Genomic DNA, 22,081 nt, shown 5'->3' on the forward strand with positions numbered 1-22,081 from the left:
GTAACCGATGCGTCCTGCACCCATCTGTGAAAGGGTCGCCGCATGCGTTACGTCATCATCGGGGCAGGGGCGGTCGGCGGGGCCGTCGGGGGACGGCTCGCCCAGGGCGGCTGCGAGGTCGTGCTCGTGGCACGGGGCAAGCAGTACGAGGCACTGCGCGAGCAGGGGCTCGTCCTGCAGACGCCGGACGGGCCGCACACTCACCGCCTGCCCGTCGTGAACGGTCCTGAGGCCCTCGGCGTGCTGCGCGCCGACGACGTCCTCGTCCTCTCCGTGAAGACCCAGGACAGCGCCGCCGCGCTCGCCGCGTGGGGGCCGCGCCCGGTCGACGGCGGCGGCACCGCGGCGGAGCGGCTGCCTCTGGTGTGCGCGCAGAACGGGGTGGAGAGCGAGCGGCTCGCCCTGCGCACCTTCCAGCGGGTGTACGCGATGTGCGTGTGGCTGCCCGCCGCGTTCGTCGAGCCGGGCGTCGTCCGCGCCGACGGCACCCCGCTCACCGGCATCCTGCACCTGGGGCGCTATCCGGCGGGCGCCGACGACACCGCCCGGGAGATCGCCGCCGGCCTGGAGCGGTGCCGGCTCGACGCCCCGGTCGTCGCCGACGCGATGCGCTGGAAGTACGCCAAGCTCCTGGCCAATCTGGCCAACTCGATCGAGGCGGTCTCCGGGGTGCTCACCAGCGAGGAGGGCATCGCCCTGTTCCGCCGGGCCCGCGCCGAGGGCGAGGCGGTCCTGGCCGCGGCCGGGATCGCGTACACCTCCCCGGAGGAGGAGCAGCGGGTGCGGGCCGACAAGATCCGCTTCGAGCCCTTCGACGGGTCCCCGCGCGGCGGCGGCTCCTCCTGGCAGTCGCTCCAGCGCGGCGCCGGCACCATCGAGGCCGACTACCTGAACGGTGAGATCGCCCTGCTCGGCCGGCTGCACGGGGTGCCGACCCCGGTCAACGACGTCCTCCAGGAGCGGGCGAACGAGGCCGCGCGGGAAGGCCGTCCGCCCGGGGCGACCTCGGTCGCCGACCTGGTCGCGGCGGTCGAGGCGCGGGTGGCCCGCACCGCGTCCGGCAGCTGACGCCGTCGCGTTTGTTCAAGCGGGGCGGGTGCGCCCGCCCGTAGTGTCCGGGGCATGGAACCGCGCCGTGAGAACGTCCAGCCCTGTCTGATCGAATGCGCCGCCGAGGCCGCCCGTGTGGCCTCCGGCGTCAAGCCCGACCAGCTCGACGCGCCGTCCCGCTGCGCCGACTGGGACGTGCGCACCCTCGTCAACCACTGGGTCCTGTACGGCGCCCACGGCCTGGAGCACCGGGCCCGCCGCGTCCAGCTGCCCGACGAACTGACCGGGCGGGACTTCACCGCCGACCCCGGCTGGGCGGACGACTTCGCCGCCCGGCTCGACCGGGCCGTCGCCGCCTGGGCGGAGCCGGCCGCGTGGGAGGGCGAGGTGGACCTCGGGTTCGCCGCGCAGCCCGCCCCCGAGGTCGCCGCGCTGCTGCTGCTCGAACTCGCCCTGCACGGCTGGGACGTGGCCGCCGCCACCGGCCAGGAGTTCCGCGTCTCGGCGGACGCGGGCCGGCTGCTGCTGGCCGTGGTCACGGCGAACGCCGAGGTCTACCGGCAGTACGAGGGGTTCGCCGCCGCCACCGAACTGCCGGACGGGGCGGACGAGTTCGCGCGGGCGCTGGCCCTCAGCGGGCGCGATCCGCGCTGAGAGGGTCCGCGCCGAGAGAGCCCGTCCGAGCACCCCGTCCGCACCCCGACGACCGGCCCGCTCACTCGCCGCGCCACTCCGCGTCCCGGCCCGCCCACCGCACGGCGGGACCGACCCCGAGGCCGGCGCCGACGAACAGCACGCCGAGCACGGCCCACCCCGTGGTGCCGTGCTCGATCGCGGTGGCGGTCACCAGGGCGGGCGCGGCCATCGTCGCCGCGGCCTGGCCCGAGTTGAACACGCCCTGGTAGACGCCCTGCGCCCGGGAGTCGGCCAGCCCGTAGCCGACGGTCCAGCCGCCCGCCGCCGACAGCACCTCGGCGAGGACCTGCACCACCGCCCCGACCACCAGGACCGCCACCGCCCACAGCGGCGAGAGCCCCGCCGTGCACGCGAAGACCGCACAGGACAGCGCGAGCAGCAGCCCCGAGCGGCGCATCGCCTTCACGGCGCCCGGCAGGTCCTCCACCCCGCGGGTCGCCCGCACCTGGAGCAGCGCCACCAGCACGCAGTTGAGGACCATCACCAGCGCCGCCGACCAGCGCGGCGCCTCGGTGTTCTGCACGATCCACAGCGGCAGGCCCACCTCCAACAGGCTGTACTGCAGGGCCAGTACGGCGTTGAGGAACGTCACCGCGAGGAACGGCAGATCGCGCACCGCCCGCCAGCGGCTGCCCGTGGGAGCGTCGGCGGCGGCCCGCCGCCCGGCCCCACCGGGCAGCCGGTGCACCAGCACCGCCGACCCGACGAACGTCAGCGCGTCGACGAGGATCAGCGCCGTGTACCCGGCCCGGCTGTCGATCTGCAGCGCCAGCGCGCCGAACGCGCCGCCCACGCCCATGCCGACGTTGGTGACCATCCGCAGATGGGCCCGCCCCTCCACCCGCGCGCCGGCGGGCAGCACGTCGGCGTAGAGCGCGTTGCGCACGCCCATGCTCGCCTGGCACAGCGCCGCGTAGCAGATCGCCGTCGCGAGGAACGCGGCGTAGGAGCCGACGAGCGGGTACGCCGCCAGCGCCCCGCCGCACCCGATCCACAGCCCCGTGAGCACCGGCCGCCGCCCCCACCGGTCCGAGGCCCGCCCGGCCGGCACCCCCGCCGCGATCCCGAACAGACCGGCCACGGTGAGCCCGACGCCCACCGACGTGGCGCTCAGTCCGATGACCCGGGTGAAGTACAGGACGCTGACCGGGAAGAAGAGGCCCCGCCCGAACGCGTTGAGCAGGGTGAACCGAGACAGGCGCAGCAGCAGCGGATCGGTGGGCAGCATCCCGGCCAGGCGGGTGGTCCGCCCGGGCGGGTCCGGCGGCAGCGGTGCGGTCGGCGTCGTGGTCGGCGTTGTGGTCATGCCCACTACGAAACGAGGTTCCGCCGCCCGTCGGCATTCCTTTAGCGTGGCGCTAAAGGCTGGGGGTGAATGATGATCGAGTTCCGCTTCGTGGTGGGCGACCTCGCCCGCACCTCGTTCGCCTACTCGCCCTTCCAGGAGGCGGTGTACTCGCTGCGCACCTGGCGCGACCCCGCCCGCTATCCGCACCAGCGGCCCTGGCTGCGCCGCCTCGCCCCGGCCTTCGCGCGCCTGGACACCGAGCTGCTGACCGGCTTGATCGCACCGAGCCTGTGGATCCCCGACTTCCTCACCCCGCGCCCTGACCGGCCGCGCCCCGGCTTCGAGCGGCAGCTCGACGAGCTGTCCCGCACCGACCCCGCGCTGCTGGCGGGCGAGTTCACCGCCGCGTACGGCCGCGCCCCGCTGCCGCCCGTCGTACGGGACGGGCTCGCCGAACCCGCCGCCTTCCTCGACCGCATCTGCCACGTCCTGGCCGCCTACTGGCACAGCTGCCTCGCCCCGGACTGGTGGCCGCGCGCCCACACGATCCTGGAGGCCGACCTCGCGCACCGCGGCAAGGTGCTCGCCGAGGAGGGTGCGCGCGGCCTGTTCGCGAGCCTCGACCCCCGGCTGACCTTCAACGGCGAGGTGCTCACCCTCGTCAAGAAGCTCGACCGGCACCCGTGGCCGAAGGCGGACGTCCGCATCGGCGGCCGGGGACTCGTCGTCCTGCCGACGCTCTTCGCCGCCGGCGCGCACACCTCGATCGACTACACGCTGCCGCCGATGCTCGTGTACCCGGCGCGGGGCCGCGCCACGATCTCCGAGACGCCGCCCCCGGTCACCGACGAGGCCCTGACCCGGCTGCTCGGCGCCGCCCGCGCCCGCCTCCTGCACCTGCTCGCCGAACCGGCGTCCACGACGGAGCTCGCCCACCTCCTCGCCGTCACCCCGGGCGCGGTGAGCCAGCACCTCGCGGTCCTGTACGACGCGGGGCTGCTGACCCGGGCCAGGAGCGGCCGGAGCGTGCGGTACGTGCGCAGTGAGCTGGGGGAGCGGCTGTGCGGCTGAGGGGCCGGCCGGGGCCCGGTTGTCAGACCCCGTCGCTACGTTCGTGACCATGACGTCGAACGAACTGTCGCCGCACGTACGCCGGTTGCGGGCGGCCCTGAGCGGGCCGCCGCCGTCCGACCCGCGGTTCCTGCCCGGGCCCGACGACGTGCGGGCGCTCACCCCGCGCGAACTCGGCTCGCTGCTGCCGCTCGTGCACCGGGTGATCGCCGAGCGGCGCGAGGCCGAGTCCGGCCCCGGGGACCCGCGCGACGACGTGGTGCGGCTCGCCCGGCAGGTGCAGTGGCACGGCGGGGCACCCGAGTTCACGGCGGAGGCCTGCGCCGAGCTGTTCGCCGTGCTCGCGACGACGCCCCGCCCGCCGGACGTGGACCTCGCCGCCGCCGTCCTGGCGCGCTGCGCCGAGCCGTGGGACACCGCCGCGCTCGCCGCCCCGGCCGCCGTCCTGGTGCGCGCCGCCGTGGACGCCGGGCCGAACCCGGACCGGTGCGCCGCGATCCTCGCCGTCGCCGCGCTCGCCGGGCCGGACGCCGAGCGGGCGGCGGGCGAGCGGCTGGCCGCCGTGCTGGCCGAGCGTCCCCTGGCCCTGCTCGAACTCGACGGGCTGCGTGCGGCGGACGTCCACGAGCGCGCCCTGCTCGCCGACGACAAGCGCTACCGCGCGCCGCAGGACTGGCCCCCGCTGCCCGACGCCGCCGGCCGCCCGGCCGCCGACGACCGGTACGCGCGGGCGGCGCACCGGATCGCCCGGGCGGCCGCCGGGCAGCTCGCCGCCCTGCACCGGGGCGAGCTGCCGTACGCCTCCGACACGGCGTTCGCCGGACCCGACGGCGAGACCCTGCGGCACGCGGTGGGCGCCGGACTGCGGCGCGACGAACCGTGGGCGGGGCCGCTGCTCGCCGAGATCCTGCCGAAGGTGAGCGTCGCCCCGACCGCCGCGAAGACCGTGCCCTCGCAGAGCGTCAGCATCGGTCTCGCCCACGCCGTCGAGGAGCAGCCCACCCCGGAAGCCCTGGACGCGCTGCGGGAAGCCCGCCGCGTCGTCCGGCACGCCGGCCTCGCCAAGAAGCTCGACCGCAGCCTGCGCCGCGCCGAGAAGAACCTCGGCAAGCGCCCCGAAGTGGCCCTGCGCCTCCCGGACCTGGGCCTCGATCCCGCGACGGGCGTCCGCCGCCTGCCCGTCGGCCCGTACACCGCGGTGGTCGCGCTCGCCGCCGACGGCCCCTCGCTCACCTGGGAGCGCGCCGACGACGGCACACCCCTGCGCACCGCACCCGCCGCCGCCCGCCGCGACCACCCCGAAGCCGTGGCCGCCGCCCGCACCCTCGTCAAGCAGCTCCGTGCCCAGCAGCGCACCCTCGCCCTGGCCCTGGAGAGCGGCTACGTCCTCGACACCGTGTACCGGTACGGGCGTTGGCGCACCGAGCTGGCCGAGCACGTGGTGGGGAACACGGTGACCCGGCGCCTCATCTGGGAGATCGAGCGGGCCCCGGGCGACTGGCACGCCTTCCTGCCCGCCGACGACGGCCTGCCCGACGCCGACCCGGCGACCGCCGTCCGGCTCTGGCACCCGGCCCGCGCCGGAGCCGCCGCACAGCGGACCGCCTGGCGCGACCGTGTCGTGGCGCTCGCCGTCCGCCAGCCGTTCCGGCAGGCCTTCCGCGAGCAGTACCCGCTGCCGGAGCCCGGCCGGGAAGCCGCCCTGTTCGACGGGCCGATGCTCGACGCGCAGACCGTGCTCGGGCTGGCCGCGCGGGAGGGCTGGACCATCGACGACGACATGCTGTGGCGGCGGTTCGGCCCGGTCGAGGTGGGGGTCGACTTCGGCGGGAGCCTCTTCCCGGGGACCACCGGCTGGTTCTCCGTCGAAGCCGTCCGGTTCGACCGGCCGCTCGGTGACCTCGGCCCGGTGCTCCGCTCCGAGGCACTGCGCGCCGTCGACCTGCTGGTCAGCGTGGGCGCGTTCGCCTGGTGGGACACCACCGACGACACGGGGGAGCGCCGGGCGAGCCTGCGCCGCCTGCACGCCGAACCGCTGGGCGAGCAGGCCCGGTTGCGCCGCGCCGCCCTGCGCCGGATCCTCGCCGCCACCCCGGGCGCCGAGGTGGCCGACCGGCACGTCACGGTCCACGGCCACACCGTGCACCTGGCCACGGGCCGCGTCAGCCGCGGCGGGGAGCCGGTCGACATCGCCGTACCGGACGGACCGAAGGCCCGGGCGCTGCCGTTCCTGCCGTACGACGAGAAGCTGCTGGAGCGGATCGTGCGGACGGTGGAGGTGCTCCTGGAGTCGGGCCCGGATCAGGCCCCGACCGCCGCCAACTCCCGTACCAGCGCTTCCTCGTAGCGCTCGACGAGGACCCGGGCCACCTCCGGCGCGGGCCCGAGGACGTCGGCCAGGACGTCCGCCTCGGCCGCGCCCGCCGCGATGCGGTCGGGCAGCCGGCCGGGGGCGAGGACGTACGGGGCGACGGCCACGCGCGCGCAGCCGAGGGCGCGCAGTTCGCGCACGACGTCGGCCGTGCGCGGCAGAGATGCGGAGGCGAACGCAGGCCGCACGGCGCACCAACCGGTGTGCCGCCACTCCCGCGCGATTTCAGCGATCACTGCGATCGCCTCCGGGTCGGAGGAGCCCGCCGAGGCCAGGACGACCCCGGTCGTGGGCTTGTCGGCCGGGCTCAGCCCGGCCTCGTACAGCCGGCGTTCGAGCGCCGACACCAGCAGCGGTGACGGGCCGAGGACGTCCGCCTGGCGGATCCGCAGCCCGCGCGGCGCCGTGCGCAGCACCGCCGGGATGTCCGCCTTCGCGTGGAAGGCGCGGGTCAGCAGCAGCGGGAGGGCGATCACGTCGCGGACGCCGTCCGCCGCCAGGGACTCCAGCACCCCGTGCACCGACGGGACGTTGAAGTCGAGGAACGCCGTCTCCACCCGCACGCCCGGCCGCTGCGCCCGCACCTCGCGCACGAGGGCGTGCACCGTCGCGGCGTGCCGCGGGTCGCGGCTGCCGTGGGCGATGACCAGGAGGACGGGGGAGGTTCGCATCAGGTGGCTCAGTTCTTGACGAGGAGGCCACGGCCGCGCAGCACGCGGCGCTCCAGCGGGCTGAAGATCAGCAGGTCGATGACGATGCCGACGATCAGGATGAGCAGGATCGCGAGGAACACCATGGGCATGGAGGAGGCGTTGCGGCCGTTCTCCAGGAGCTGGCCGAGGCCGATGCCCAGGTCGGGCGAGGAGGCGATGATCTCCGCCGCCATCAGCGAGCGCCAGGAGAACGCCCAGCCCTGCTTCAGGCCGGCGAGGTAGCCGGGCAGCGCCGCGGGCAGCACGATGTGCCACAGCCCGCGCACCCCCGTCGCGCCGAGCGTACGGCCCGCCCGCAGGAACAGCGGAGGCACCTGGTCGACGCCGGACACCAGTCCGTTGGCGATCGAGGGGACCGCGCCGAGCAGGATCACCGCGTACATCATCGAGTTGTTCAGGCCGAGCCACAGGACGGCCGGGGGTACCCAGGCCACCGACGGCAGCGACTGCAGGCCCGACAGGATCGGGCCGATCGCGGCGCGCACGAACTTCACGCGCGCCACCAGCAGACCCAGCGGCGTGCCGATGGCGAGGGCGAAGAGGAAGCCGAGCAGACCGCGCGAGACGCTCGTCCAGATGTATTCGAGCAGGGTGCCCTGCAGCCAGGCGTTCTGGACCTCGTCCCAGACGGCGGACGGCGCGGGCAGCTTGGTCGGATCGTCGACGATCTTGAACGAGACCAGCGCCTGCCAGACCGCCAGTACCACGACGATCGCGACGAGCGGCGGGAAGATCTTCTCCCGGAACGTCCGGGAGAACGGGGTGCGGCCCGACTGCACCGTCTCCAGCGCGTCCAGGCCCGCCTCCAGACCGGCGAGATCGTCCTTGCCCGCCTCGGCCCGGTCGGCCACGGCCGTCGGTTCAGTCCTTGCCATGGCGGCGGATCTCCCCACGCAGTTGTTCGGTGATCTCGACGGAGAGTTCGGCCACGGCCGAGTCCTCGATGCGGCGCGGCTGCGGGATGTCCACGGTCCACTCGTGGGCGATCCGGCCGGGCCGCGACGACAGCAGCACGACGCGCTGCGCGAGCCGCACCGCCTCGCGCACGTTGTGCGTGACGAACAGGACGGAGACGTTCGTCTCCGCCCAGATCCGGGTCAGTTCGCCGTGCAGGACGTCGCGGGTGATCGCGTCGAGGGCCGCGAACGGCTCGTCCATCAGCAGCAGCCGGGCGTCCTGGGCGAGCGCCCGGGCCAGCGCCACCCGCTGCCGCATGCCGCCGGACAGCTCGTGGACGCGCTTGCCGTACGCGTCCTGCAGCCGCACCAGCTCCAGGAGTTCCTGGGCGCGGGTGCGCCGGTCGCCCTTCGGCACGCCCCGCAGCTTCAGGGCGAGCTCGATGTTCTTGCCCGCGGTCAGCCACGGGAACAGGGCGTGCTCCTGGAACATCAGGGCGGGCCGCCCGTCCGTCGCGATGGAGCCGGCCGACGGGGCGTCGAGCCCCGCGACCAGGTTGAGCAGGGTCGACTTGCCGCAGCCCGAGGCACCCAGGAGGGTGACGAACTCGCCCGGAGCGACATCGAGGCTGATGTCGTCCAGGACGAGCTGCGGGCCGGCGGGCGTGCCGAACGACTTCGAGACGTGCTCGATCCGGGCCGCCTGGCCGTCCGCCACCGCGGCGGAGTCGGCAGCCTTGGCGAGGGTCGTCGCCATGGTCGTCACCTCCTGGGAACTGGGTTGGCTGGGTGCTTACTTGACGCCGAGACCGGCGTCGTCGACCTCGGTGCCACCCTCGGCCTTCAGCACCTTGTTCAGGGGCTTCAGGTCGTAGATGCCGGTCAGGTTCGGCTTCTCCAGGAGTCCGGCCTTCACCGCGTGGTCGGCCTCGGAGTCGAGCGTCGAGGCCAGCGGGTCGTCGGTGAACTCGATGGACTTCCACGCCGGGTCGAGGACGTTTGCGGGCAGCGCCTTGCCCGAGTCCTTCTCCAGCTGCTTGTTGGCGGCGGCCTTCGCCTCGTCCGGGTTCGCGTTGATCCACTTGTTCGTCTTCACGGAGCCGCGCAGCACGGCCTCGACGACGTCCGGGTGGGCCTTGAGGAACTTCTGGGACACGATGATGTTCGTGATCACGAACTTCTTGTCGGGCCACAGGTCGGCCTCGTCGAGGATCACCTTGCCGCCCTCGGCGACCAGCTTGGACGCGGTCGGCTCGGGCACCCACGCGCCGTCGATGGAACCGGACTTGTAGGCGTCCGGGGTGATCTTGTTGTCCGTGCGGACGACGGAGACGTCACCCTTGCCGGAGTTCGCGTCGACCTTCCAGCCCTTCTCGGCGATCCAGTTCAGGAACGCGACGTCCTGGGTGTTGCCGAGCTGCGGGGTGGCGATCTTCTTGCCCTTGACGTCGTCCAGGGACTTGATCTTCTTCGGGTTCACGACGAGCTTCACGCCGCCGGACGCCGAACCGCCGATGATGCGCAGCGACTTGCTCTGCGACTTGGTGTAGCCGTTGATCGCGGGGGAGGGGCCGATCCAGCCGATGTCGATGGAACCGGCGTTCAGCGCCTCGATCTCGGAGGGCCCGGCGTTGAAGACCTGGTACGACGCCTTCGTGCCCTTGAGCTCCTTCTGGAAGAAGCCCTTCTGGTTGCCGACGAGGGCGGTGCCGTGCGTCAGGTTTCCGAAGTAGCCGATCTTGACGGTGTCGGCCGACAGGGCTTTGCCCTTGGCGGCGACGTTCTCCTTGGCGCTGTCCTCCGCGTCGGAGCCGTAGCCGCAGGCCGTCGCGGCGAGCGCGAGGAGCGGAAGGGCGGCGACGGCGGCGAGGCCGCGGCGCACGGAGGTGGAACGGTTGGCAGGCACGGGAGGGGTTCCTCTCGTTGGCCCGGCGGGTCACGCGCTCAGGGCGTGGCCGGGAAGTCGGCAGGTCTTCGTCTTCGTCGTACGTGGTACGCGGTGCGGGGGGTGCGGGAGCGGATGACTACGCACATCGCGCGACCCCGCCCTGCCCGCTGCCGAGGGTGCCGCTGCCGACGCGGCCGCCCTCCTTGGCGAACGTCCCGTAGTAGTCGAAGGAGTTCATGATCAGAAGTCCCAGCCCTCGTCGTCCGTGGCCGGCTCGGCCTGTGCCGTCTGTGCCGTCTGCGCGAAGGACTCGCCCGCCATGCCCGCCGCGAGGGTGGTGCCGTCGGACGGGTCGATCAGCAGGAAGGAGCCGGTGCGCCGCGAGTCGGCGTAGTTGTCGAGCGCGAGCGGCTCGGCGGTGCGGACCTTGACACGGCCGATGTCGTTGGCGACGAGCTGCCCCGGCTCGGGGTGCTGGGAGAGGTCGTCGAGCGTGAGCCGCGACGGGATCTCCTTGACGATCGCCTTGACCGTGCGCGTGGTGTGCTTGAGCAGCACCCGCTGGCCGACCGCGAGCGGCGTGTCCGCGACGTGGCAGACGGTCGCCTCGACGTCCTGCGAGGTGGCGGGCGCGTCATGGCTCGGCACGAGCAGGTCGCCGCGCGAGATGTCGATGTCGTCCTCCAGCAGGAGCGTCACCGACTGCGGCGTCCACGCCACGTCGACGGCCTTGCCCAGCAGGTCGATCCCGGCGATCTTCGACGTGCGGCCGGACGGCAGCACCGTCACCGACTCGCCGACGCGGAAGGTGCCCGCGGCGATCTGCCCCGCGTACCCCCGGAAGTCGGGGTGCTCGGCGGTCTGCGGCCGGATCACGTACTGCACGGGAAGCCGGGCGTGGCAGCTGGTCAGGTCGTGGCTGACCGGCACCGTCTCCAGGTGCTCCAGGACGGTCGGGCCGCCGTACCAGTCCATGTTGGCGGAGGGCTCCACCACGTTGTCGCCCGCGAGCGCCGAGATCGGGATGGCGGTGATCTCCGGGACGCCGAGGTCGCTCGCGTACGCGGTGAACTCCTCGGCGATCGTCGCGAAGACGGTCTCCTCGTAGCCGACGAGGTCCATCTTGTTGACCGCGAGCACCACATGCGGGACGCGCAGCAGCGCGGCGACGGCGGCGTGCCTGCGGGTCTGCTCGATGACGCCGTTGCGCGCGTCGACGAGCACCACGGCGAGGTCGGCGGTGGAGGCGCCGGTCACCATGTTCCGGGTGTACTGCACGTGGCCCGGGGTGTCCGCGAGGATGAAGCGGCGGCGCGGGGTCGCGAAGTAGCGGTAGGCCACGTCGATCGTGATGCCCTGCTCGCGCTCGGCGCGCAGGCCGTCGGTGAGCAGCGCGAGGTCGGGCTCGGCGGCGCCGCGCGAACGCGAGGCGTGCTCGACGGCCTCCAGCTGGTCGGCCAGGACCGACTTGGAGTCGTGCAGCAGGCGGCCCACGAGCGTGGACTTGCCGTCGTCGACGGAGCCGGCCGTGGCGAACCGCAGCAGGGTGGTGGCCGAGAGACCGGCCAGCTCTTCGGCAGTGGTGGTGCTCATGTCTAGAAGTACCCTTCGCGCTTGCGGTCTTCCATCGCGGCCTCGGACATCTTGTCGTCGGCGCGGGTGGCGCCGCGCTCGGTGAGGCGGGACGCGGCGATCTCGGCGATGACCCGGTCGATGGTCGTGGCGTCGGAGTCGACGGCGCCGGTGCAGGACATGTCGCCGACGGTGCGGTAGCGCACCAGACGGGTCTCGACCGTCTCGCTGTCCTTGGGGCCGCCCCAGTCGCCGGCCGTCAGCCACATGCCGCTGCGCTGGAACACCGGCCGCTCGTGCGCGTAGTAGATCTCGGGAAGGTCGATGTTCTCGCGGGCGATGTACTGCCAGACGTCCAGCTCGGTCCAGTTGGAGAGCGGGAAGACGCGGACGTGCTCGCCGGGCGCGTGGCGGCCGTTGTAGAGCTGCCACAGTTCGGGGCGCTGACGCCGGGGGTCCCACTGGGAGAACTCGTCGCGCAGGGAGAAGACGCGTTCCTTGGCGCGGGCCTTCTCCTCGTCGCGGCGCCCGCCGCCGAACACGGCGTCGAACTTCTCGGCCTGGATCTTCTCGGTGAGCGGCACCGTCTGCAGCGGGTTGCGGGTGCCGTCCGGGCGCTCCTTGAGCACCCCGCGGTCGATGTAGTCCTGCACGGACGCGACGTGCAGCCGCAGACCGTGCTCGGCGACGACGCGGTCGCGGTACTCCAGGACCTCCGGGAAGTTGTGCCCGGTGTCGACGTGCAGCAGCGAGAAGGGGACCGCCGCGGGGGCGAACGCCTTCAGCGCCAGGTGCAGCATGACGATGGAGTCCTTGCCGCCGGAGAACAGGATCACCGGCCGCTCGAACTCGCCCGCCACCTCGCGGAAGATGTGCACCGCCTCGGACTCCAGGGCGTCCAGGTGGCTCAGCGCGTACGGGCTGTCGGTCTCCTCGGAGACGGTCACTACGGTCGTCATGCGGCGAGACCCCTCTCGGTGAGCAGCACGCGGAGCGCGGCCGCGGACTCCTGCACGGTCTGGTTCTGCGACTCGATGCGCAGGTCGGGCGAGTCCGGTACCTCGTACGGGTCGTCGACCCCGGTCAGACCGGAGATCTCGCCCGCGGCCTGCTTGGCGTACAGACCCTTCACGTCGCGCACGGAGCAGACGTCCACGGGAGTGGCGACGTGCACCTCCAGGTACGCCGTGCCGCCCGCCTGGTGGCGCTTGCGCACGGCCTCACGGCTGTCCGCGTACGGGGCGATCACCGGCACGAGCGTCAACACGCCGTTGCGGGCGAGGAGTTCGGCGAGGAAGCCGATGCGCTGGACGTTCGTGTCGCGGTCCGTGCGGCTGAAGCCGAGGCCCGCCGAGAGGTACTCGCGGATCTCGTCGCCGTCCAGCACCTCGACCTGCCGGCCCTCGGCGCGCAGGGTGTCCGCCAGTTCGTTCGCGATGGTGGTCTTGCCGGCACTCGGCAGACCCGTGAGCCAGATGGTGGCTCCGGTCACTTGCTTCTCCAAAGTCTGTGTCGCTGCGGTCATCAGCCGTGGATCCCGCACTCGGTCTTGCCCCGGCCCGCCCACCGTCCGGCGCGCGCGTCCTCGCCCTCCAGGAGGCGGCGGGTGCAGGGGGCACAGCCCACGGACCCGTAGCCGTCCATCAGGAGGGGGTTGGTGAGGACGCCGTGCTCGGCGACGTACGCGTCGACGTCGTCCTGCGTCCAGCGCGCGATCGGCGAGACCTTGACCTTCTGCCGCTTCTCGTCCCAGCCGACGACCGGGGTGTTCGCCCGGGTGGGGGACTCGTCGCGGCGCAGGCCCGTGGCCCACGCGGCGTACCGGGTCAGCCCCTCCTCCAGGGGCTTCACCTTCCGCATCGCGCAGCACAGGTCGGGGTCGCGGTCGTGCAGCTTCGGGCCGAACTCGGCGTCCTGCTCCGCGACGGTCCGGCGGGGCGTCAGGGTGATGACGTTGACGTCCATCACCGCCTCGACCGCGTCGCGGGTGCCGATCGTCTCCTCGAAGTGGTAGCCGGTGTCGAGGAAGACGACGTCCACACCGGGCATCGCGCGGGAGGCGAGGTGGGCGACGACCGCGTCCTCCATGGACGAGGTCACGCAGAACTTCTTGCCGAAGGTCTCCGTCGCCCACGTGAGGATCTCCAGGGCGGAGGCGTCCTCCAGGTCGCGCCCGGCCTGTTCGGCGAGCGCCTTCAACTCATCGGTATCGGAAGCCACTTGAGCCGTGGTCATATCTGTTCCCCTCCACCGTCGGTGCGCTGAAGCCCACGGGCGAGCAGCCCGCGGAACTTCAACTGGAAGGCCCGGTTGCACGACGCGCATTCCCAGGCGCCGTGACCTTCCTCTCCGGGTCGAAGATCCTCGTCGCCGCAGTACGGGCAGAAGAACGGTGCGGCACGCTCGCTCACGACAGGGCCTCCGCACTCGCGCGGGCCGCCCAGGTCGCGAAGCGCTCGCCGTCCTCGCGCTCCGCCTGGAAGTTCTTGAGCACCCGCTCGATGTAGTCCGGCAGACCGTCCGAGGTGACCTTCAGGCCGCGCACCTTGCGGCCGAACCCGGCCTCCAGGCCGAGCGCGCCGCCGAGGTGCACCTGGTAGCCCTCGACCTGGTTGCCGTCGGCGTCGAGCATCAGCTGGCCCTTGAGACCGATGTCCGCGACCTGGATGCGGGCGCAGGCGTTCGGGCAGCCGTTGAGGTTGATGGTGAGCGGCTCGTCGAAGTCCGGGAGGCGGCGCTCCAGTTCGTCGATGAGCTGCGAGCCGCGGCCCTTGGTCTCGACGATGGCGAGCTTGCAGAACTCGATGCCGGTGCAGGCCATCGTGCCGCGCCGGAACGGCGACGGCCTGACCTGGAAGTCCAGCGCCTCCAGACCCGCGACGAGCGAGTCGACCTGGTCCTCGGCGACGTCGAGGATGATCATCTTCTGCTCGACGGTGGTGCGCAGCCGGTCCGAGCCGTGCGCACCGGCCAGTTCGGCGATCTTGGTGAGCGTGGTGCCGTCCACCCGGCCGACGCGCGGGGCGAACCCGACGTAGAAGCGGCCGTCCTTCTGCTGGTGGACACCGATGTGGTCGCGCCACCGCTGCGAGGGCTCGGCGGGCGCCGGGCCGTCGACGAGCTTGCGCTTCAGGTACTCGTCCTCGAGGATCTGGCGGAACTTCTCCGGGCCCCAGTCGGCCATCAGGAACTTCAGGCGGGCGCGGTTGCGCAGCCGGCGGTAGCCGTAGTCGCGGAAGATGCCGACGACACCGGCCCAGACGTCCGCCACCTCGTCGAGCGGTACCCAAGTGCCCAGCCGCTGCGCGAGCTTGGGGTTGGTGGACAGGCCGCCGCCGACCCACAGGTCGAAGCCGGGCCCGTGCTCGGGGTGCTCGACGCCGACGAAGGCCACGTCGTTGATCTCGTGGACCACGTCCTGGACGGGGGAGCCGGAGATCGCGGTCTTGAACTTGCGCGGCAGGTTGGAGAATTCCTTGTTGCCGATGTACCGGTCGTGGATCTCGTCCACGGCGGGCGTGCCGTCGATGATCTCGTCGTCGGCGATCCCGGCCACCGGGGAACCGATGATCACGCGGGGGCAGTCGCCGCACGCCTCGGTCGTGGACAGGCCCACGGCCTCCAGCTTCTCCCAGATCGCGGGCACGTCCTCGATCCGGATCCAGTGCAGCTGGATGTTCTGCCGGTCGGTGATGTCGGCGGTGCCGCGCGCGTACTGCTCGGAGATCTCGCCGATGGCGCGCAGCTGCGCCACGGAGAGCCGGCCGCCGTCGACGCGGACGCGGAGCATGAAGTAGCGGTCGTCCAGCTCCTCCGGTTCCAGGACGGCCGTCTTGCCGCCGTCGATCCCGGGCTTGCGCTGGGTGTACAGGCCCCACCAGCGCATGCGTCCGCGCAGGTCATTGGGGTCGATGGAGTCGAAACCGCGCTTGGAGTAGATCGTCTCAATGCGTGTCCGCACATTGAGACCGTCGTCGTCCTTCTTGAACTGCTCGTTGCCGTTGAGCGGCGTGAAGTGGCCCACGGCCCACTGACCCTCGCCGCGGTGACGGCTCACCTTGCGGCGGGGCGCGGCGTCGGCAGGCTTTTCAGGGGTGGCAGCCATGGGTGTACGTCCTTCAAGGCAGGCTTAGACGGCTCTGACCTGCACACTTCGCGCGAGGGCGCGGCGGTGCGCAGGGAGATCAGGTGAAACGGAAGTCGGCGGGGCTGGTTCTGTCAGCGCGCCGGACAGATGGCGCTGGACATGCGGCCGAAGTCGACGTGCCGCCGACTCACCAAGGCAATTCCAGCTGTAGACATGACGGAAGCGTGTCATGGGACTTTGGGCCCGGTCCACCATCGTCCACGATCTGGACGAGAACGTCTCGGATCGTGGACTTTGGTGGCGCCGGTCACATGAAGTGCTGGTGAAAGGTCGTATACGCCCGGAATGAGGTCAGGCGGAGGGGAACGCTCCAGGCCACGGCCCCGGACTGGCCACCTCCGGCTGCTCCGCGGTCTCCGTCCGGAACAACCGGAAGCCGCGGCGCTCGTAGTTGGCCATCGCGTGCTCACCGTCCAGCGAGCACGTGTGCAGCCACACCCGCTTCGTCGGCGTCCGCTCCGGCCGGCGCTCGGCCAGGTCCCAGGCGCGCGCGATGCCGTACGACAGCAGGTGACCGCCGATCCGGCGGCCCCGGAACGCCGGGATCAGGCCGAAGTAGGCGATCTCCACGACGCCGTCGTCCTGCGCCGCCAGCTCCACGAAACCCGCCGGGGTCCCCCGGTCGTAGGCGACCCACGTCTCCGAGCCCGGCCGGCCGATCTGCTCGGCCCACTGCGCGTAGGTCCAGCCGAGCCGGTCGACCCATTTGATGTCGGCGCCCACCGACGCGTACAGGAAACGGCTGAACTCCGGTGAGGGCACCTCCGCGCGGACGATGCGCACGTCGTCGCCGGGCGGGGCCGCGGCCGGGCGCAGGTCGGACGGTGCGGTCTGTTCGAGGGACCAGGTCGTGACGGTGACAGTGCTGCTGCTGCTCATGCGGCACATCGGATCACGTGCGACGCACTCTGGCCAAGGCGTTCAGGATGCGGGAGGATCCGCGACGCGCAGCAGCCACCCCCCGCGTCCGACCCATCCGGAGGATGTTCGATGTCCCACCGCACACCCCGCGGTCTGCTCGCCGCGGCCACCCTCACCGTGGCCCTCACCACCCTCGCGTCGCCCGCCCTCGCCGCGCCCGCCGCGCCGCAGGCCCGGATCTTCATGGTCAACCCCGTCCAGTCGACCGGCGACCAGTCCCTCACCGACGCCAAGGACGCGGCGTCGGCCGTCCCCGCCACCGCGTACGCGCAGGCGGCGCTCCGCAACCTCGACGGCAGCGGCGGCCTGTCCGGCACGTGGGCCTACGTCAGATCGGAGACCGGCGCGCCGGCCAAGGCCGCGGACGTCGCCGGGTACGACCGGCACGACGACCGGTTCGAGCAGGTCATGGCGTACTTCTGGGTCAACGAGGCACAGGAGTACCTGCAGGGCCTCGGCTTCGGCGGCGACCTGCCCGGCGCGAACGACCGCGCCCAGCCGGTGCGCATCAACCAGTGGGGCGCCGACAACTCCTTCTTCACCGACAAGAAGGCGGAGATCCGCTTCGGCAAGGGCGGCGTCGACGACGCGGAGGACGCCGAGGTCATCGTCCACGAGTACGGGCACGCCGTGCACAACGCCCAGGTCCCGGGCTTCGGCACCTCGCTGGAGGCCGGCTCGATCGGCGAGGCGTTCGGCGACTACCTCGCGGTCGAGGTCGGCGCGGCGGCCGACGCCAAGTACGGCTGGCCGATGAAGACGGACCTGGCCTGCGTCGCCGACTGGGACTCCGTCGAGTACACGAACACCGCCCCGCACTGTCTGCGCCGCGTCGACACCGACAAGACGTACGCGGACCGGGTGGGCGAAGTGCACGCGGACGGCGAGATCTGGTCCCGGGCGCTCTTCGACGTCCGGGGCGCACTCGGCGCGCGCACGGCCGACCGGATCATCGTGAACGCGCAGTTCGGGTTCGCCCCCGACACCAGCTTCGCCGACGCCGCCGCGACGACCGTCGCGACGGCGCAGCGGATGTACGGGACGAAGGCCGCGACCGCTGTCCGGGCCGCCTTCGCGGCGCGCGGCATCCCCGGGATGTGAGCCGGTCCCCGCCGCCGCGTCAGCCGCGGCGGCGGGGCACGCGGGCCAGCGCCGCCACGACGGTCGCGGCGGGGTCGGCCACGTCGAGTCCCAGCGCGGTCAGCCAGCCGTGCACCCGGGCGACCGGCTCGTGCATCCCGCGGGCCTTGCGGACCAGCGTCTCGAAGTCGACGTGGTCGGCGACGGTGAGCAGCATGTCGTCGTCGCCGGACAGCAGCATCAGGGCGGTGGACTCCGACAGGCCCTCCGGCAGCCTCGGGCACGACACGGCGACGCCCCAGGCGGTCAGCCGGGCCGTGATCTCGGCGGGCGAGCGCAGCAGGGTCCGCGCGGCGCCCAGGACATGGGCGAAGGGGAGGTCCTCGTCCGTGTTCACGTCGATCCAGTCCAGCGGCCCTTCGAGCTGGAACAGTTCGTCGTCCAGCGGGTCCGGCGCGGCGGGCCGGGTCAGCGGCACCGTCAGCCCGAAGGTGCGCAGCCGCCGCGCGATCTCGTCCAGCGGCTGCTCCAGGTCCTGGGCCACCTCGATGAGGTGGCAGTAGGGGACGGCGTCACCGGGGCGCAGCGGCGCCGGCGCGTATCCGTACTCGTCCCCTTCGTACGCCAGCAGGTCGATGTACTCCTGGAGCTCGTCGGGGTGGATGCTCGGGAAGGGGACGGGGAGCGTGAAGCCCATCCCGGTGTACCAGTCCATCGCCCGGTCCTGGGAGATCCCCAGGTTCTCCGCCGCGATCAGGACGTCCAGGGCGGGCACGGGCTTGTCCAGGGGCAGCCACACCTCCTGGTCCACCGGCCACTGCCGGAGCAGCGCGGGCAGGCTGTCCACCGGCTCGCGCGGCAGGCCGGTGCCGTCCGCTTCCAGGCCGCACAGGGCGAGGCGCTCGCACACCTCGGGCACCGTCTCCTCCAGATCCAGGGCGAGCTCCGCGATGATGCCCGGGTGCACCGGCAGGCCGGGCCGGAACCAGTCGCTGCCGTACTGCTTCACCCGGGCGGACAGCTTCTCGTCCGCCTCGGCGAGCCGGGCGCACTCCACGAACTCGGGCGGCACCACGCAGCCTTCGGCCGCCCGCAGCCGCGCCACCTCGGCGACCGTGGAACCGGTGGAGACCGCTTCACGGACGAGACCGGACGGGCTGACCGGGCGGCGCCGCGCGATCGCGGCGCGCGCCTGTGCCGAGGCGAACTCCGTGTCCTGCGCATCCGGCGGGACCTCGGCGTCGAAGACGTCGGGCGGCAGCTCGTGCAGCCCCAGCAGCGCCGCCCGCTCGGCCACGTCGCGCGCGGGCAGCGCGAGCGCCGCGGCGATCTCGATGAGCTTCTCGCAGGCCGCGAACGGGTCGTGGCGGTAGGGGAACGCGTGCAGGTCCAGGAGCCGCTGGTCCGAGGGGAGAGCGGGCAACAGGTCCATGGGAGCCGCCAGTTCGGGGCAGAGCGTCCTCAGTTCCGGCAGGGCCTCGTGCGTGCCGTGGGCCAGCATCCGCCACAGGAAGACGTGGTCGGGGAGCGCGGGGTGGGCGTCCGCCAGCGAACCGGCCTCCGTCTCGTCGTACCGGGTCAGCGCCGGACGGACAACGGACGCGTCCAGGGGAAGGCAGCCCGCCCGTGCGGTGTCGACCTCGCGGGCGCGTCCGCCGATCACCCGGCCCTGCCGCACGCACTCCTCGGTGATCAGGTCGGCGGTCACGAGGCTGCCGTCGGCGGCCCGGCACAGCCAGGCGAAGTGGAGGAAGTCGGGCCGGGCCGACACCAGGTGCCGCGCCGCGTCCGGCAGCACGTCCGTCAGGAAGGGGCGCAGGTCGTCGAGGACTTCGAGACGGTCGGCGGACAGCCGCTGCGGGGCGCGCGGGCCGGAGAGGTTCACGACGAGGCCGGTGAGGCCGGACGGCTCCCGGGAGACCGCGCCGCCCCGTACGGACGGCTGCACGACCAGTCCGTCGACCAGCAGGTCACCGCCCCGCTCGCACCAGAAGAGCTGGACGCCCTCCGGTGCGTCGGGCCAGGGCAGCAGCCGGCCGCGGCCGGTCAGCCCGACACTTCCGTCCTCGGGCTCCCGCCCCGCCTTGAACTCGCCCGCCGCCCACTCCTCGACGTACTCGTCGTGCCGGGCGCTGGTCGCGAACTCGGCGACCCCGAGCAGCCGGCGCAGCACCCGGGGGCAGGACGGGGCCCGGACACCGTCGGACGCCGCCTGCAGGTAGAGGCGGACGGTGGTGCCCGGCTCCGGTCCCGCGTCCGCCAGCCGCGCGATGCGGAAGAGGTGCCCCGGCCCGAAGATCGACGCTTCCAGCAGCGGCCCCGTCGTGCCCGTGGGACCCATCCGGCAGGTCGTCACCCGGATCTCGTCGGCCAGCATGAAGTAGCTCAGCACGCCGATCCCGAACCGGCTGTTGGGGAAGAGCCTGACCGGCGGTTCGGCCTCCGCCCAGGCGGCCTGCTCGTCGAGGAAGTCCGGCTGCTCGGCGAACCGGGCTCCCGCGTTGGAGAAGACCCCGTGCAGTTCGGCCTCGCCCATGCCGACGCCGTTGTCCCGGCACTCGATGTACGCCCGCCCGTCCGCGTCGACGTCCTGCACGAACGTGATGCCGCCCGTGTACGCGAACGACGCCCCCGGCGTGCTCCGGTCCAGGTACTCGGTCCGTGCCCGGCGGTAGCGGCAGGCGTCCAGGGCGTTCTGGTACAGCTCCCGCAGCGCGAGATCGCGGTCCTTGTACAGCTGCTCGCCCATCAGCAGGTCCCGCACCCGGCGCTCGTCGAGACGGAAGCTCGCCCAGCTGGTGAAGGCGTCCTCGGCCGGCGCCACCCCGTCGGACGAGAGGTGGCTGGGCAGCGCGGGAAAGGTCTGGGTGATCCGCTCCTGCGCGGTGCGCCGGACCGCGCGCAGCAGTTCGTCGACCCGCGCCGCGTACGCGTGCAGCCCCTCGATCACGGCCTCGTGGTGGCAGGCGGCGCGCAGGACGGGCTGGTCGCGCGAGCCGCCGAGCGAGGCCCCGGCCAGGGTGTCCCGCAGCTGGTCGAGGAGGACCGGGTGCGGGATGCCCAGGTGCTCGGCCACCACATCGGGCAGGGCCGTCGGCTCGATCGCCAGCGCGAAGGCCGACGCGGCGAGGAGCGCCAACCGCTGTTCGCGGACGCGCTGTTGGCCCGGGCCGCGCAGCCCCTCGTCGGGCGGCAGCGAGTCCAGGAAGTCGGGGTTGCACACGTCCGGGCCGCGGCGCACCCCGTGCAGCAGCCGGGCGACGCGGGCCGGGGCGAGCACGTCGCCGAGTGCGCCGGCCGCCTCGCCGAGCGAATCCAGCGTGTGCCGGACGTGGGTGGGCGACACGTCGTCGCCGCGGTGCACCAGCCAGCGGTGGGCCAGCCACCAGCCCAGCGGCGGCGCCGCGTGCGGACGCAGCCGGGCGCGCTGCACGAGGAGCCGGTACCGGGCGCCGTACGCCTCGAAGGCGCGGCGCCGCTCCCCGGCGGCGGGGCGGTTCGACAGGTCCCAGGGTTCCACGTCGCGGAGCCCGAGCAGCGCGTCCAGCGTGTGCACGCGGTACAGGAACGGCAGGAGTGCGATGAGGGCGGCTTCCGCCGGGTACAGGTCGAGGCCGGTGCCCGTGCCGCTGGTGGGTTCGGGGTCCGGCTCGCCCAGCAGCCACTCCATCCGGTCCGTGAAACGCTCCGGGAACTCCGGGTCCTGCCAGGGGTCGTCGAGCAGGCGCGGCTCGGCCGCGTCCCGCAGTTCCGCGAGGCGGGCGGCCACGACTGCGGCGCCGGTCCGCCAGGGTTCGACGTCGCGGTGGGGCGGTACGTGCCGCCACACACCGGAGTCGCGCACCGCGGCGACCCAGGCGTCGGGCCGCTCCGTGGGGCCGGGCGCGGCGGTGCCCGTGTGCACGGTCAACTGCCCCACGGATCCGCCGACTTGTACGAGTGCCCCGTCCACCTGTGTGCCGGTCACGGTGTTCCGGGTGTTCTGGTGCCGCATGCCGCCCCCTGTACCTTCAGAGACTCAGCTTAGGCACGGGGGTGCGGGTGCGTGGGGGCTGACCGCGCAGTTCCCCGCGCCCCTGAAGACGGACTGCGTCTGCTGTGCGGGGCTCTCGTCGCGGGGTGCGGCTCTCGTCGTGGTTGCTCGCGCAGTTCCCCGCGCCCCTGCGATGCGCACTTCGTGCGCCATCTCAGGGGGCGCCGATGGGGCTGCGGCGAAGCCGCATGCTCCAGGGGCGCGGGGAACTGCGCGACCAGCCCCCACCGGACCCGCACCGGACCACGGACACCCGGAGTCACGGCGCCGGTCCCGGGTGCCGACGGATGTCCAGTGCCCGGGACACGTTTGTCCATGTCGCGGAGCGCCCCGCGCACGCGAACCTGTGCCGCAT

18 protein-coding genes are annotated in these 22,081 nt (G+C 73.0%); 5 read left to right on the plus strand and 13 right to left on the minus strand.

The window, feature by feature from the left end:
• Positions 1 to 42 precede the first annotated feature (42 nt).
• On the plus strand, positions 43 to 1,068 hold the full coding sequence (locus M4J07_RS21375) for a ketopantoate reductase family protein (RefSeq protein WP_255974293.1): 1,026 nt from the start codon (positions 43 to 45) through the stop codon (positions 1,066 to 1,068).
• A gap of 54 nt (positions 1,069 to 1,122) precedes the next feature.
• Positions 1,123 to 1,704, plus strand: coding sequence for a TIGR03086 family metal-binding protein (locus M4J07_RS21380; RefSeq protein WP_255974296.1), 582 nt, complete (start codon positions 1,123 to 1,125; stop codon positions 1,702 to 1,704).
• A 61-nt stretch (positions 1,705 to 1,765) separates the two neighbouring features.
• On the opposite strand, the gene M4J07_RS21385 is transcribed toward M4J07_RS21380, so the two are convergent.
• Positions 1,766 to 3,052: an MFS transporter gene (locus tag M4J07_RS21385; RefSeq protein ID WP_255974298.1), complete on the minus strand. Its 1,287-nt coding sequence runs from the start codon at positions 3,050 to 3,052 to the stop codon at positions 1,766 to 1,768.
• A 69-nt stretch (positions 3,053 to 3,121) separates the two neighbouring features.
• On the opposite strand from M4J07_RS21385, the gene M4J07_RS21390 reads away from it, so the two are divergent.
• Both M4J07_RS21390 and M4J07_RS21395 read left to right on the plus strand, forming a co-directional pair.
• Positions 3,122 to 4,105, plus strand: coding sequence for an ArsR/SmtB family transcription factor (locus M4J07_RS21390; RefSeq protein ID WP_255974300.1), 984 nt, complete (start codon positions 3,122 to 3,124; stop codon positions 4,103 to 4,105).
• A 49-nt stretch (positions 4,106 to 4,154) separates the two neighbouring features.
• Entirely contained in the window at positions 4,155 to 6,452 is a 2,298-nt protein-coding gene (locus tag M4J07_RS21395) for a DUF4132 domain-containing protein (RefSeq protein ID WP_255974302.1), read from the plus strand.
• On the opposite strand, the gene M4J07_RS21400 is transcribed toward M4J07_RS21395, so the two are convergent.
• The 11 genes from M4J07_RS21400 to M4J07_RS21450 form a co-directional block, all read right to left on the minus strand.
• Positions 6,407 to 7,147, minus strand: a complete 741-nt coding sequence (locus M4J07_RS21400; protein ID WP_255974304.1) for a sirohydrochlorin chelatase — start codon at positions 7,145 to 7,147, stop codon at positions 6,407 to 6,409. The two genes, M4J07_RS21395 and M4J07_RS21400, sit on opposite strands and share 46 nt — an antisense overlap.
• Before the next feature lie 8 nt (positions 7,148 to 7,155).
• On the minus strand, positions 7,156 to 8,064 hold the full coding sequence (locus M4J07_RS21405) for an ABC transporter permease (RefSeq protein WP_255974306.1): 909 nt from the start codon (positions 8,062 to 8,064) through the stop codon (positions 7,156 to 7,158).
• Positions 8,051 to 8,842: an ABC transporter ATP-binding protein gene (locus M4J07_RS21410; RefSeq protein ID WP_255974308.1), complete on the minus strand. Its 792-nt coding sequence runs from the start codon at positions 8,840 to 8,842 to the stop codon at positions 8,051 to 8,053. The genes M4J07_RS21405 and M4J07_RS21410 overlap by 14 nt, the downstream gene beginning before the upstream one ends.
• A gap of 36 nt (positions 8,843 to 8,878) precedes the next feature.
• Complete coding sequence (locus tag M4J07_RS21415) at positions 8,879 to 9,991, minus strand: aliphatic sulfonate ABC transporter substrate-binding protein (RefSeq protein ID WP_255974310.1); 1,113 nt, start codon at positions 9,989 to 9,991, stop codon at positions 8,879 to 8,881.
• A gap of 222 nt (positions 9,992 to 10,213) precedes the next feature.
• Positions 10,214 to 11,566 (minus strand): sulfate adenylyltransferase subunit 1, encoded by a 1,353-nt coding sequence (locus M4J07_RS21420; protein ID WP_255974312.1) that lies wholly within the window; start codon positions 11,564 to 11,566, stop codon positions 10,214 to 10,216.
• Positions 11,567 to 11,568: 2 nt separating this feature from the next.
• Positions 11,569 to 12,504, minus strand: coding sequence for a sulfate adenylyltransferase subunit CysD (gene cysD, locus M4J07_RS21425; RefSeq protein WP_255974314.1), 936 nt, complete (start codon positions 12,502 to 12,504; stop codon positions 11,569 to 11,571).
• Positions 12,501 to 13,070 carry an adenylyl-sulfate kinase gene (cysC, locus tag M4J07_RS21430; RefSeq protein WP_255974316.1) on the minus strand — a complete coding sequence of 190 codons (570 nt, stop codon included), beginning with the start codon at positions 13,068 to 13,070 and terminating at the stop codon, positions 12,501 to 12,503. Before cysC ends, cysD begins: the two co-directional genes overlap by 4 nt.
• Positions 13,070 to 13,780: a phosphoadenylyl-sulfate reductase gene (locus tag M4J07_RS21435; RefSeq protein WP_255974317.1), complete on the minus strand. Its 711-nt coding sequence runs from the start codon at positions 13,778 to 13,780 to the stop codon at positions 13,070 to 13,072. Before M4J07_RS21435 ends, cysC begins: the two co-directional genes overlap by 1 nt.
• Positions 13,777 to 13,956 (minus strand): hypothetical protein, encoded by a 180-nt coding sequence (locus tag M4J07_RS21440; protein WP_255974319.1) that lies wholly within the window; start codon positions 13,954 to 13,956, stop codon positions 13,777 to 13,779. The genes M4J07_RS21435 and M4J07_RS21440 overlap by 4 nt, the downstream gene beginning before the upstream one ends.
• Positions 13,953 to 15,650, minus strand: coding sequence for a nitrite/sulfite reductase (locus M4J07_RS21445; RefSeq protein ID WP_255974321.1), 1,698 nt, complete (start codon positions 15,648 to 15,650; stop codon positions 13,953 to 13,955). The genes M4J07_RS21440 and M4J07_RS21445 overlap by 4 nt, the downstream gene beginning before the upstream one ends.
• A gap of 333 nt (positions 15,651 to 15,983) precedes the next feature.
• Positions 15,984 to 16,571, minus strand: coding sequence for a GNAT family N-acetyltransferase (locus M4J07_RS21450; RefSeq protein WP_255974323.1), 588 nt, complete (start codon positions 16,569 to 16,571; stop codon positions 15,984 to 15,986).
• Positions 16,572 to 16,682: 111 nt separating this feature from the next.
• Here M4J07_RS21450 and M4J07_RS21455 point away from each other — a divergent pair, with 111 nt between their 5' ends.
• Positions 16,683 to 17,714 (plus strand): M4 family metallopeptidase, encoded by a 1,032-nt coding sequence (locus M4J07_RS21455; RefSeq protein ID WP_255974325.1) that lies wholly within the window; start codon positions 16,683 to 16,685, stop codon positions 17,712 to 17,714.
• Between the two features lie 19 nt (positions 17,715 to 17,733).
• On the opposite strand, the gene M4J07_RS21460 is transcribed toward M4J07_RS21455, so the two are convergent.
• Entirely contained in the window at positions 17,734 to 21,687 is a 3,954-nt protein-coding gene (locus M4J07_RS21460) for a wHTH domain-containing protein (RefSeq protein WP_255974327.1), read from the minus strand.
• Between the last annotated feature and the right edge of the window lie 394 nt (positions 21,688 to 22,081).

The sequence above is a fragment of the Streptomyces longispororuber genome, assembly GCF_024448165.1.
Classification (GTDB): Bacteria; Actinomycetota; Actinomycetes; order Streptomycetales; family Streptomycetaceae; genus Streptomyces; species Streptomyces longispororuber_A.